Source organism: Catenovulum sp. SX2, assembly GCF_052056295.1.
In the GTDB taxonomy this organism is placed as follows: Bacteria; Pseudomonadota; Gammaproteobacteria; order Enterobacterales; family Alteromonadaceae; genus Catenovulum.
On record NZ_CP182494.1, the window covers coordinates 235184 to 249061 of the forward strand.

8 protein-coding genes are annotated in these 13878 nt (G+C 40.3%); 5 read left to right on the forward strand and 3 right to left on the reverse strand.

All coding sequences use genetic code 11. From position 1 onward, the window contains the following. Window positions 1–13: 13 nt before the first annotated feature. From ACMZOO_RS18355 to ACMZOO_RS18365, 3 genes are all read right to left on the reverse strand, one after another. Window positions 14–1057 (reverse strand): FecR family protein, encoded by a 1044-nt coding sequence (locus ACMZOO_RS18355; RefSeq protein ID WP_440906339.1) that lies wholly within the window; start codon window positions 1055–1057, stop codon window positions 14–16. Beyond that, entirely contained in the window at window positions 1054–1608 is a 555-nt protein-coding gene (locus ACMZOO_RS18360; protein ID WP_440906340.1) for an RNA polymerase sigma factor, read from the reverse strand. The genes ACMZOO_RS18355 and ACMZOO_RS18360 overlap by 4 nt, the downstream gene beginning before the upstream one ends. Window positions 1609–1766: 158 nt before the next feature. Then, window positions 1767–4538 carry a TonB-dependent receptor gene (locus tag ACMZOO_RS18365; protein ID WP_440906341.1) on the reverse strand — a complete coding sequence of 924 codons (2772 nt, stop codon included), beginning with the start codon at window positions 4536–4538 and terminating at the stop codon, window positions 1767–1769. 307 nt (window positions 4539–4845) lie between these two features. Between ACMZOO_RS18365 and ACMZOO_RS18370 the strand changes: the two genes are divergently transcribed. From ACMZOO_RS18370 to ACMZOO_RS18390, 5 genes are all read left to right on the forward strand, one after another. Then, window positions 4846–5412 carry a paraquat-inducible protein A gene (locus ACMZOO_RS18370; protein WP_440906342.1) on the forward strand — a complete coding sequence of 189 codons (567 nt, stop codon included), beginning with the start codon at window positions 4846–4848 and terminating at the stop codon, window positions 5410–5412. A 97-nt stretch (window positions 5413–5509) separates the two neighbouring features. After that, complete coding sequence (locus ACMZOO_RS18375) at window positions 5510–7882, forward strand: beta-L-arabinofuranosidase domain-containing protein (protein ID WP_440906343.1); 2373 nt, start codon at window positions 5510–5512, stop codon at window positions 7880–7882. A 160-nt stretch (window positions 7883–8042) separates the two neighbouring features. Further along, window positions 8043–9485 carry a TolC family protein gene (locus tag ACMZOO_RS18380; RefSeq protein WP_440906344.1) on the forward strand — a complete coding sequence of 481 codons (1443 nt, stop codon included), beginning with the start codon at window positions 8043–8045 and terminating at the stop codon, window positions 9483–9485. After that, window positions 9472–10728: an efflux RND transporter periplasmic adaptor subunit gene (locus tag ACMZOO_RS18385; RefSeq protein WP_440906345.1), complete on the forward strand. Its 1257-nt coding sequence runs from the start codon at window positions 9472–9474 to the stop codon at window positions 10726–10728. Before ACMZOO_RS18380 ends, ACMZOO_RS18385 begins: the two co-directional genes overlap by 14 nt. Beyond that, complete coding sequence (locus ACMZOO_RS18390; RefSeq protein WP_440906346.1) at window positions 10718–13858, forward strand: efflux RND transporter permease subunit; 3141 nt, start codon at window positions 10718–10720, stop codon at window positions 13856–13858. Before ACMZOO_RS18385 ends, ACMZOO_RS18390 begins: the two co-directional genes overlap by 11 nt. Window positions 13859–13878: the final 20 nt, after the last annotated feature.

Genomic DNA, 13878 nt, shown 5'->3' on the forward strand with positions numbered 1-13878 from the left:
CCTCTTTGTGTAGTTAGTTGTCTGTCGGTTTTGAACGTATGCTAATTTGGTCGATTGCAGTTTTATGCACGACTAAATCAAAGTTCAGTTCTAAATTTTTAAACAACTCTTCTATTCGGTCAACTCTAAAACGCCCACCTATTTTTAGTGAACGTAATTCTGGCTCTGCAATTTCAATGCTCAATGGTGTGTAGTCGTGTAGCTGATTAACGACTTCTGCCAAAGTTTGGCCAGTAAAAATTAGCTCGCCATTTATCCATGCATGATTTACTTGTAATTGTGTTTTCGACAGCGCAATTAAGTTTTCAATTGCTTGGCTAAAACCTTGGCTAAAACTAGTGGTTCTATCTAACTCAGTATATTCGCCTGCCGTCATATAAGTAACGTGTTGCAAAGAGTCGCGATAACTTTGTTGATTACTTGGGTTGTTGGCAAGCGCCAACGCAACTTTCCCTTCAGTTACTTGTACCTGCAATTGCTGCTTTTTCGCCAAATTAACACTGAATTCAGTGCCAACCGCCTGTACCCTGCCACTGGCTGCGTATACATTAAATGGGCGGTTTTTGTCTTTAGCTACTATAAAATAGGCTTTGCCTTTTATTAACCAGATATCGCGCGCACTAACTGTATAGTCGACTTCTATCTGGCTATTGGCGTCTAACACAATTTGGCTACCATCTGCTAATTGTAGTTTTTGTTGTTGACCAATTGCCGCAGCATAAGTTGTTTGCACCAATTCTTGCTCTGGTGAATAGTTAACAAGCCAACTTGCGGCAAATAGCACAAGCATCAGGCTTGCAGCAACTGCCCACATAGGTTTAAACACTTTAGTTTTAGCCGGTTTAGGTTGAATTAATTCATCTAACACAGGGCTTGTCCAAAACTCGTTAAAAGTTTTAATGGTTTCAACATGCGCAGGGCTGCGACCCAACCATTCAATTAGCTGATCTTTTTCGCGTTTAGTTAACGAGTCTTCAGAGTCAAGACGGACAATCCATCGCCAAGCTTCGGCTTCTAAATTGTTTCGATTTTGGCAAAATTCAGAAAAATTCTTCATTGTATTTTCTTTCTACGGATATCACGTACGTTTGAATAATTTGGTGCGGCAGTTTCATGGTAGTTACGCACATACTGCTGACAAAAAGCACCGGCAAGTTCTAAATGTTTTTCAACACTACTAACTGAGATATTGAGTTTCTTGGCAATTTCTTTGTGCTTTAGCCCAGACACTTTGCGCATTATATAGATTTTTCGGGTTTTAACCGGCAATTGTTCAATTGCTTCACAATATACCCTAAGTGATTCAGTCGCTTCCGCTTCCGATTCCATAGTCGCGGTTCTTTCGGTTGGAACGGATGCAATACAGTCATCTAAATAATGGGTGACTGTGCGGTAATGTTTGCTTAACTCATCAATTGCTAAGTTTTTTGCAATTTGAAACATAAACGCTTTGGGCTGTTTAATATCCGTGTTTTTTTCGGCTAAGTGCGCTTTTATATAGACTTCTTGCACTATGTCTTCAACGTCTTGCTCGCAAGACATAAATTGCCGTAAAAACTTTTTCAAAAATGCGTTATTTTCCAGAAATATTCGGGAAATAATCGACATGCCAACCCCATTTAAATTCACCCAGAACAATATAAGACGGTTGGTAATTAAAAAACCATAAAAATAATTGAAAAAACTTTAAAAAAATAACCCCACACAGACACACAAATGTGTGAGGTTATTTTACTCTCGGCTTAACCTATTGATTTAATTTTAAATTAATAGCTAAAACGCATACCTACACCAAAGTAGCGACCTTCGTCACGTACGTCGCGTGGGAAAAGGTAACCATCTGGATGTAAGGTATTATTTCTAAATGGTCTAGCAAGTATGTTCGCCATATCTGCATAGATAGTGATTTTATCGTCAAAGGTGTAGCCAATAGAGAAATCTAGACGATTTCGCGCCTTCACTCGCTCTTCAACTAAGCCACCTGTTCTCGACGCTCGTGAATCTGTAATCCAAGTATCACGAAGGTTGTACGATAGACGAGTATAGAAGCCGTCTTTTTCATAAAATAGCGCAGCGTTATAGGTGTATTTAGATAAACCTGGGATGGTTGAAAAATCTCCAAAATTACCATTTTCGTCCGGGTCGCGTTTTTCACCTTCTAAACTTGTAACGTTGGCGGTAAAGCCTAAAGCATGTAATGGCTCAGGCATAAAGTCGTAATCGAAGAAGGTTTGTAGGCTTACTTCCCAACCGTGAATTTTACCTTCACCAGCATTTTCTGGTCGATCTAATCTAACTGTTCCATAATCAGGTGTTTCAACATAACGATTGTACCATTTAATAAAGCCGTCTAATTCTTTATAGAAAACAGCTGCGCTAATATAACCATTTTCAGTAAAGTAGTACTCTAAGCTAATGTCGTAGTTGTTTGCTTCCATTGGATTTAGGTCAGGATTACCACCCCAACCAAATGCGTCGTGATCAACTTCACGATCTGGGTCAACTTCACTTGGGGCCACCACGGAAATATTCAATGCAGGGTTTAAATCACCAAAATGCGGTTTAGTTACGGTTTCAGTGTAACCAGCGCGTAATTGTAAATCGTCAGTAAGTCGCGCACGAATACTAATATTTGGCAGCACATCAATATAATCGTTGTGAATTTCACGTGGCTCTAGCGCTCGCTCACCTTCTCTACTTACAACCGAAATGCCGTAATTGCTAGATTCTGTTTTGGCAACACGCACACCTGCTAATAGATCAACACCCACATCACCAATATCAAAATACGATTTGGTTTGTAAATAAACTGCATAAGTTTTTTCTTTAGCTAACCATTCATTTTCAGGATCATTTTCTATTGGTTGATTCCATTTATACGCATCCCAAGCAGCTTTATCTGTTAACTTTTCGTAAGACAAAGCTTGTAGTTTTTCTGCATTATTGGTGATGCTATCGCGTGTTGGCGCTAAGTATTGAGTAAAACTTTGTTCTTCATCACGCAATGCATTTTTGGTCATTTCCATCTCAAGAAAATCTAAATCTGTCATTGGTATGTGTAAGTCCCAAATCCAAGCATAACGATTACCTTGACTACGTGTAGCTTCGCGGTCGCTAAAACGGACACCTGTTTCAATGGTATGTAACCAGTCACCCCAGCCTGTTTTGTATGTTACATCGGTACGCCATTGAGTACCTTTACCCGTTACTTTGTAGCGAGATTCAAAATAACCACGCATTTCATAAGTGCTTTTATCTGTTACGTCCCAATCTGGCACACTAAAGAGCACACCGTCGTCACCCAAAAAGTCAGCTTCTATGGTTGGTGAAAAAGATAAACCCGTGTCAAAACTCCATTCGTTGTTTTTATATTCGCTGTCGGTATAAGCGAGATCACTCTCGATTTTTATTGTGTCGTCTTTCCAAATCAGGCCAACGGCATATTGATAAGTATCGGTTCTATCTTTATTGGTTGAGCGGTAGGCCATAGTCGGCACACCGCCTGTTTTTGTTACGCTGGCAATTTGTCTGTTATCAGTGCCTTCAACCATGGTGATATTATTTAGGTGCACATCACCTGTACCATTTAGCCAGTCCCAGTCAGTCATCGAAAGACCTATCCAATCGCGATTTCTAAAACCTCGATAACCTTGGAAAATACCTTCAACATACATTTCTAAATTATCATCACGACGCCACTGTACTGCTAAATTGCCGGATGGACGCCAACGTTCACCATTTTCGCTGTAAATACCTATTTCAGCAGGCAGCACCACGGCGTTGCCATCGTACTCTTCTTGCACATTCCAGTTTGGATGTTCATCTCTAAACCAGTTGGCATTAAAACGTACACCGTTATAAAACTCAGCACGCGCATAAGTTGCATTGGCTAAAACACCGAATTCACCTATGCTGCTGTCCCAACGGTTAGAATATAAAATATTTGCCGCTGGCGACGCTTTGTCACTTTGGTCGTTATATCCATAGTGCACACCACCAGCGATTTTTTCGCCATCAAAATCAAATGGACGACGGGTACGCACATTAACTAAACCAGCTAAACCCGGCTCAATTAGCTTAGCTGTACCAGATTTATATACTTCTATACCTGCTAATGCTTGTGCTGGAAAATCTTGTAGTGCACCACGTCTTTCTGCACCTGTGAAAAATTCACGGCCATTGTAGGTTGTTGTTACATCAGGCAAACCACGAATTAAAATAGCATTTGCTTCATCGTTAAAACGAGTAACCTGAATACCAGTAATACGCGCTAATGATTCAGCCGCAGTTACGTCAGGCAATTTACCTATATCTTCAGCCACAATCGCATCGACAAATGAATCCGAGTTCATTTTGATCTCTTGTGCTTTGATTAAACTTGATCTTAAGCCTTTAACAACAATAACTTCGCTGGCTTCTTCTTGTTCAGCTTTAGTTTCGTCTTCTAGGTTATTTTCTTGTGCGTAAGTTGGTGAACAGATAGTTGCAACCGCCAGCGCTAACGCACTTGGCGTGAACTTAAAGTTTCCACGACTCATATCAATCTCCACTTTGTCTAGATCGTGTTGATAGATCAACACGCTCAACTTATTAATTGTTTTTAGACTTCCAAAGCCAGAGCGACTTTAGTAAGCAGATATAAGACGGTTCACATTTTTAAATCCATAATTTAATATTACGATAACACCATTTAAACATGAGCAGAGCTAGTATTTATCGGCGTTGCCAGTAATAAAAATTTTTTACCTTGGGTATAAAAGCAGGGCGCAAATAAACAAACCTGACAAATGTGCAAATGACAGGCATTATATTTAGCCTCAGTTATCACAATTACTCGTAAACTATATGAAAAATAAACACTTAGGCTTGTTGTTAACCCTTATCTCCATCGGCTTATTTATTCCGGGTATTAGCCAACCGATTTTTAGCCTGAACATGGAAATGCAAGCCAACTTAGGTTCATCGGTTTTGTCTAGTTCAATTATTGATAAAGAATTGTCTATCATTGCGACAGTGGAAGAATTGTGGCAAGAACAAAGGCTGCTTGTTGCCGCTCTGATATTTATCTTTTCTGTGCTAGTACCAATATGCAAAACCTGTTTAGTGACTATCGCCTATTGGAAACGCTCAACAGAATATGAACGCAAAATAATGCGAGTCATAACAAGTATTGGCAAATGGTCAATGGCTGACGTATTTGTAGTTGCTGTGTTTTTGGGCTTTTTATCAACTAATCACGCTGATACGGCAAATGCGCAACAGTTGACTGTTTTTGGTTTTCGTCTCGACATGATAATCAGTAGTGAAACTTTATCGGCTGTTGGTAGCGGATTTTATTATTTTACCGGTTATTGTTTATTAAGTTTGATAGGCACTCAAATTTATATGTATGGCAGCCACAAGCAAGATTAGCTGCTAGTTTGCTGTATGCCTTTAAAACATAATTTATGGATTTTAAAGGCATAACCGTCTTATCTCTGTCTGGATTTATTTCACAATAGAGAAGAAGATGTTAAAAAAAACTAAAATTCTACTATCTGCCACTACTTTGTTAGTTGCACAAATCAGCTCTGCATTTGCAGCGCCACTATCTACATATGCACTTGAAGATGTGCGCTTACTCGATGGCCCTTTTCTACACGCACAAAAAACCAATGTCGATTATTTATTAAGATTGTCAGCGGACAAATTACTCGCGCCTTATTTGCGCGAAGCCGGTTTAGACGCAGGTGAAAGTTATGGCAACTGGGAAAATACTGGCTTAGATGGGCATATTGGCGGACACTTTTTAACCGCTTTAAGTTTAAGTTATGCGGCTACGGGCGATATTAGGCTTAAACAAAAATTAGATTATATGATCACTCAGCTGCGCCGCGCTCAGCTTAAAAATGGCGACGGTTATATAGGTGGTGTACCTAACGCTAAGCCAGTATGGCGTGATGTAGCTGCGGGCAATATTCAAGCTGATTTGTTCTCGATGAACCATTTGTGGGTTCCTTGGTATAACTTACATAAAGTATATGCAGGTTTGCGAGATGCCTACCTCATTGGTAAAAATGAGTTAGCCAAAACCATGTTGATAGATTTGGGTCACTGGACACAAAAATTGGTCGCTAATTTAACCAACGAACAAATTCAATACATGCTGATCACTGAACATGGTGGTATGAATGAAGTGCTAGTTGATATCGCTGAAATTAGTGGTGATAAATCTTTTATCAAACTAGCTGAGCAGTTTTCACAAAAATCCATTGTGCAGCCGCTTGAGCAACATCAAGATAAATTAAATGGCTTACACGCGAATACACAAATTCCTAAAGTGATAGGTTTTAAACGTGTTGCCGATGTAACGGATAATGACAGCTGGCAAAGCGCTGCTGAGTATTTCTGGGACAATGTTGTGAATAAGCGGTCAGTGGTGATTGGTGGCAACAGTGTGCGTGAACACTTTCATCCTACAGATGACTTTACCAGCATGGTTGAAGACGTCGAAGGCCCTGAAACCTGCAACACCTACAATATGATGAAGCTGAGTAGCATGTTGTTCTTAACTTCAAGCAACAACAAATATATGAACTACTATGAGCGCGCTTTATATAACCATATTCTGTCTTCGCAACATCCAGAGCATGGTGGCTTGGTTTATTTTACCCCTATGCGCCCAGGCCACTACCGCATGTATTCAAAACATGATGAGGGCATGTGGTGCTGTGTGGGTTCAGGTATTGAAAATCATGGCAAATACGGTGAAATGATTTATGCAAAAGACCAAAGCAGCATATATGTAAACTTGTTTATCGCCTCAAAGTTAACCGATAACAGCCGTGGCATAGTGTTACAGCAAGACACACAATTTCCGGATAAAAACACCACTAAGTTGACGATTAAACAAGGCAAAGGCAATTTTGCGCTAAAAATTCGTCGTCCAAATTGGATCCAAGGCGGTAAAGTAACAGCTTTATTAAACGGTAAAAAAGTAAAAGTTAAGTTAGATGAACATGGTTTTATCAGCTTCAAACGCAACTGGAAAAGCGGCGATACACTTAAACTAACTTTACCTATTGGCAATACCTTAGAGCAGTTACCTGATGGGAAAAACTACTATGCTGTAATGCACGGGCCAATTGCTATGGCAGCTAAAGTGAATCCGTTTAAAGATGAACAACTCAACTTTATTGGTGATGATTCACGTATGGGTCATATAGCCGCAGGGCCTGTTTGTCCACCAGAAGCAACACCATTTATTGTTGGAGAGCCGACCAAATTCTTAGATGGATTAACCCCAGTAGAAGGACAAGCTTTAGCCTACAAAGTGAATAGTGCCGTGTACAATCCGATGGAACAAAGTTTGACGCTAATTCCATTTTTCCGTTTACACGACTCTAGATACGAAATTTACTGGCCACAAACTAGCCCAGCCGAGATGGAAGATTTCTTAAAGCGTGCAGAAAAACAGGCAAAAGAAAGAGCAGCACTAGAAGCAATAACCATAGATAAAGTTGCACCGGGTGAACAGCAGCCAGAATCAGATCATTTCTTTAAAGGTGAAGACACCCAAGCAGGTGTGCATATGGGTAAACACTGGCGTCATACCCACAAATGGTTTAGTTATGAATTGAATGACCCAAAAATGGCTGCAAAAACCTTGCGCATCACCTACTTTGGTTTAGACAATGGCCGCTCATTCGACATTCAAATAAATGGCAAAACTATCGCGACTGTCACATTAACAGGTGCGCATGGACCTGAGTTCTTTACTCAAGACTATAAAATACCACAAGAGCTAGTGCGTAATAGCCAAGGCAAATTAACAGCTAAATTTGTTGCGCATAAAAACTCGATAGCGGGTGGTTTTTATGGTGTGAGATTGTTAAACCAATAATCCATCTATTCTTTTAAATCAAGGAGGTTGTCACCTCCTTGATTCTCCCCCCCCCCAAAAAAAAGATATCAATACAGCAAAAGTCATACTGGGTATTTTACAAAACCTTTACACACAAAAAAGTGTAAACGTATTACCTAACCTTTTATAATGCTTTTTTATGGAACTATCTAAGGCTTGTGAGCGTATTGTGACTTATATTGGTAAACCCAGAATTTTTGCAAGCATAGTGTTAAGTATATTGCTGGTTGCTTGTAGTCAAACGCCCGATACTGAATCTCGCCTTGTTAGTTACCAATTACCCAATCAATGGTTGAATAATCAAACTTCAGCTTTGTCTGCTGATGAACAGCGCCCGCTAGATGTTTTCCCTGCTGAGCTAAATGAGTTAATTGCTATTGCGCTGCAAAATAATCATGATTTGCAACTCGCAATACAAAGGCTCAATTTAACCCAAGCTGATTTAAATATTCAAACTGCCAGCCGTGTACCTGAAGTCAACTTCTCCAGCGGTTGGAGTTACAATGAAAGTAGCAATGCGCTGCAACAAAAAAGCTTTCAAAGTCGCACTAGCCAAAAACTTAGAGTTGCATGGGAGTTTGATGTTTGGAATAAATTAACCGATTTATCAAATGCCGCTAACGCTGAATTTGAGGCTAGCCAAGCAGATTATACCGACGCACAACAGTCGCTGGTGGCGCAAGTTATTCAAGCTTATCTTGATGTGTTGTTGAATAAACAGCTGGCCGATTTATTAACAGCTAACCTTAAAAACCAACAGAACCGCTTAACGAGCATAACGAAAAGGGTTGATTTAGGTTTAGCCAAGCCTGTTGATTTATATTTAGCACAAACCAGTTTGCACAATATTGAAACCAACCTATCAGCCCAACAAAGCCGCTTAGAGCAAAGCAAACAAAACCTCAATATTCTTTTGGGCTTTTACCCAAGTAAACCACTCGAGTTACAATTAGCGCCACTGAATATTCAAAAGTTTAATTTAACCCTATCACCGGCTGAAATTTTAACTAATAGACCAGATATTCGCGCTGCTGAGTTGCGTGTGTCAGCTGCGTTTAGTCGTTGGCAACATAGCTCAAAAGCTTATTTACCCAGTTTTAAATTAGCTGCAGAACTAAACGCGTCTGAAACTAGTTTTAAAGATATATTTAATATTCAAAATTGGTTGGCGCGACTTGCTGCCGATATCACAATGCCAATTTTTGATGCCGGCCAGTTGGAACAAATCGACTATAAAAATCAAACTCGTGAGCAAATAGCTTGGTTAAATTATCAAAAACGTGTGTTGTCGGCGATGAAAGAAATTGAATCAAGTTTATACGCAGAATACGAATTAGTTGAGCGTAAAAATTTTATTACTCAAGCAACAGTAAAAATATCTTCGGCTGAACATTTGTTGAATAGCCAATACGAACAAGGTATTGCCAGTAGTAGCGAAGTTTTTAATATTCAAAGCCGACGTATTAATAGCCAAATTGATTTAGTTAGAGCTGAACACGCGATTATTTCAAACCGTGTAACCCTAACCTTAGCTTTAGCTGCGCCCTTTCCTCTAGAGGTTGTTTCCAATGACTACAAATAAAAATATGCGAAATTTATCAATTAATTGGGGTATTTGGGTTAAATGGCTATTAACGCCATTGTTGTTAGCTAGCTTATTGTTTGCTGGATCAGCTTGGTTTGCCGCCAATCAACCCGAGCCAGAATCACGGCCAAATAAAATCAAAAAAGTGCGGGTATTTACCTATTTAAGCAAACAGCAAAAAATTCAGCTGAAAGCTTATAGCCAAGGGGAAGTTAGCGCGGTTAATCAAATTGAAGTGCGCCCACAAGTGAGCGGCAATTTAGTTTATGTTGCCGATAATTTTGTTGCAGGTGGGGTTATTGAACAAGGCCAACTGTTAGTTGAAATAGACGCAAACGATTACCAATTAGTTGTTACCCAAAAACAAGCAAAAGTTGCACAAGCGCAACAACAATATATTCATGCCCAAGCTGAAGCCGAAGCAGCTCAAGCTGAGTTACTCAGCTTAGGGCGCAGCCAAGCAAGTGCGTTAGCTTTGCGACAACCACAACTAGAACAAGCAAAAGCGAACTTAGCCGCCGCTGAAGCAGAACTGGCGATGGCTGAGCTAGATTTAACGCGTACCAAAATTTATGCGCCCTTTAATGGTCGTGTTGCCAAAGAAAGTGTTAGCCAATTTCAATACGTTAATAAAGGCAACAATATTGCGAACTTATATGCAACCGACATGTTTGAAGTGCGTTTACCCTTAAGTCTAGATGAACTTAAACAAATTGAATTACCGAGCGCGTTTTTTAGTAGCTATCAACAATCTGATTATCCAGTAACCCTGACTGATGGTTTAGGTGACGATGCAAACAGTTGGCAAGGCAAAATTGTCCGAACCGAAGCAAACATCGACGCTAAAACACGTTCAATTTATTTAGTTGCACAAGTGCAGAACCCCTACCAAAACCCACAGTCCCCCTTGTTAAACGGCAGTTTTGTTTATGCACAAATTAGCGGTAGTTGGATGGAACAAGTCAGCGCCTTGCCGAAAACTGCATTACGCAACAACGGAAAGCTGTGGGTGGTGGATGACAATAAAAAGCTGAAAATTGTCAGTGCGCAGGTGGTGCAACGCAATCAAAACGACATCATAGTTGCTGACTTGCCGCAAAATACTCAAGTTATCACTTCCTCTTTGGCTATGGCGACAGACGGCTTAACCGTTATTCCAATTAATGCCAACAAACAACAAAAAGCCCAAGTAACTTTGTCGGCAGCGGGTCAAACAGAAGGACTGAATAATGCCTTCTAATATGCCATCAAACTCAATTTTAGCTTGGTGGATCCGCAATCCTGTTGCGGCAAATCTTGCCATGCTGTTGTTAATTGTCGCTGGTGTTTTAAGCTACTTTTATTCGGTCGAAAAAGAACCTTTTCCAACAGTGCGTTTGCCGATTATGGATATCAGTATGCGTTGGCCGGGCGCAGGTCCACGAGAAGTTGAAGACCAAATAGTAGTGCGTTTTGAAGAGGCGATTAAAAATGTCGAAGGCATTAAATATGTAGTGTCTAACTCATTTGAAGGTGTTGCACGTATTTCTGTTACTGGTGAAGAAAAAGTGGATAGACGCAAATTTGCCGATGATATTCGTGAAAAAATCAATTCGGTAAATGGTTTACCAGCCGATGCGGATAAAGTGATAGTGACAGAGCGGACGAATCGTGAACCTATGATACGCATTGCGCTGCATGGTATGGTGGACGAAGCCATGCTCAATAAAGTTTCGCGCGAAATTCGTCGTGAGGTTGGCTCACTGCCTTTGATATCTTTGGTTGAAGTGACAGGTGATTCAGCAGATGAAATTTCAATTGAAATATCTGAAGAAAAGCTCAGTTATTATCAACTGAGTTTTGATGAAGTGTCTGATGCGATTAAACGTCAATCTGTCAATTTATCTGCTGGGGTGATCCGCAGTGAAACAGAATCTTATACCTTAAGCGTGCGCAGCCGCGCCAATAATCAAATCGATTTTGAAGATATCATTTTGCGCCACAACAATCAGGGCGCAATTTTACGCCTCAGAGATGTTGCGACCATTATTGATGGGCCTATCGCCGCGCGGCGATTCTCTACTTTTGATGGTGAGCCAGCAGTCTTAATTGACGTGATGAACTCTGATTATATGAACATTCCGTTGATGTCTGAAAATATCAATAAATACATACAGCGCAAACAAAAAAATTTACCGCAAGGTTTGTCTCTCACCGTTTGGGAAGATTGGAATAATGCTTATCAAAGCCGTTTAACCTCCATATTTAATAATGCGCTGAGCGGACTTATTTTAGTTTTTTGTACCCTACTGCTCTTTTTGCAACCGAAAATTGCGCTGTGGGTTAGTTTAGGCATAGGCACAGCATTTTCCGCCGCCTTTTGGTTATTACCTTCATTTGATATTTCATTAAATATGATTTCTTTGTTCGCGTTTATGATGGTTATCGGCATAGTTGTCGACGATGCCATTGTTATAGGCGAAAGCATACATAGCGCCAACGAAAATGGTTTGAGTGGTGAACAAGCCGCTTATCAAGGGGTTAAAGAAGTATTCAAGCCTGTGGTCTTCGGGGTGTTAACCACCATTATCGTATTTATTCCTATGTCTATGTTGCCGGGCAGCACAGCAGAGTTTACCCGCTCTATAGCTTTGGTGGTTATTCTTGCACTCTTGTTTTCTTTATTTGAATGTTTATGTATTTTGCCTAGCCATTTAAAACATTTATCTGAATATCCAGAGCAAAATCGCGTTAACAAACTAAGCCAAATTCAGCTTGCTTTTGCCAATGTTCTGCACTTTTTAGCCAATAAAATTTACCAACCTTGTATGCATTTATTGCTGCAGTGGCGTTATTTAGTGGTTGGTGTATTTATTTTAAGTTTTATGTTTGCGCTGAAACTGCTAAACGACAACCATATATTGCAGTCGTTCGAACCCAAAATTGAAGCCGACACAATACGCTTAAATGTGAATATGCCTGAAAATACTTCGTTTGAACGTGTCCAGCAGGTTTATCAAAGCATTAATCAAGCGCAGCAAAAGTTAAACGCGCACATTGCACAGTTAGATACCGACAACAATGAATTTGTTGAACATGTATATAGCCGCATTAGCAATACCAGCATTCGTAGTTTTATTAAATTAGTGCCCATGCAAGCACGCGCAATTGATATAGATAGCGCAACCGCACTCCTCACCGAATTTATGGGCGATATTCCAGATGCTGAAGAAATTGAGTTTAAAACCACACTGAATACGCGTGATCCACGTATTGCTTTTATGCTTAGTGGTGACAACTTAGACGCTATGGCAGCCGCCGCGAATGAACTTAAAGAGCATATTGCAACTTATGATGATGTCTTTATGGTTAGGGACAACCTAGATAAAGGCAGTAAAGAAATTGTCCTTAAACTAAAACCTGGTGCAGAAAGCACAGGTGTTGATGTGCGGGAAATAAGCAAACAAGTGCGCCAGGCCTTTTTTGGTCAAGAAGTACAAAGGTTGCCGCGTGACGGTGGTGATGCGAGAGTGAAAGTTCGTTATTCACGCACTGAGCGCGAAGCACTCGACTCTATTTTTAAATTAAAAGTTCGCATGCGTGATGGTCGAGAAATTCCAATTATGTCTGTGGTTGATTTAGAAATAAAACCGGGCGTGAGTCGTATTACCCGCCGTGACGGTAAAAAAACTGTCTGGGTTTGGGCTGAATATGCAGGTTCTAATCGAGCAGCTGTGATTGACAGTATTCGCAAAGAGTTTATGCCGGAATGGCTGAAACGTAATCCAGAAATATCAACCGACCGCAGTGGCCGCAATCCAGATCAACAAGCATTTATCGACCAAGTGATCTTCCTTGAGGGCATGGCACTTCTAGCTGCATATGTGTTAATGGCAGTGGCTTTTAGCTCGTATACCCAGCCACTGTTAATTATGTCTGCGATACCGTTTGCTTTTTTAGGTTCAATACTCGGCCATTGGGGGCATAATATTTATTACGGTGCGTTTTCTATGTTAGGCATATTGGCCGCAAGTGGTGTTGTGGTAAATGATAACCTAGTATTAATCGACAAGCTTAATAAGTTAAGAGCACAAGGTTTGGCGCCATTTGCTGCAATTTTACAAGCTGGAACAACTCGATTTAGGCCGATATTACTCACCTCACTTACCACTTTTATCGGTTTAATCCCTATGTTGTCAGGTGATAATGAACAATCGAAATTTTTAGTGCCTATGGTGGTATCACTTGCTTATGGTGTTGTGATGGCAACTCTAGTTACGCTATTTTTTGTACCTTGTTTGTATTTAATCGGTGTAGACGTAAAAGAGAAGTGGTTAGCTGGATTTAGCTGGTGGCAAAACCTTGGAAAAGCCGATAAGGCCACCCTTTGAAGCTGAACTTTGGATAATAA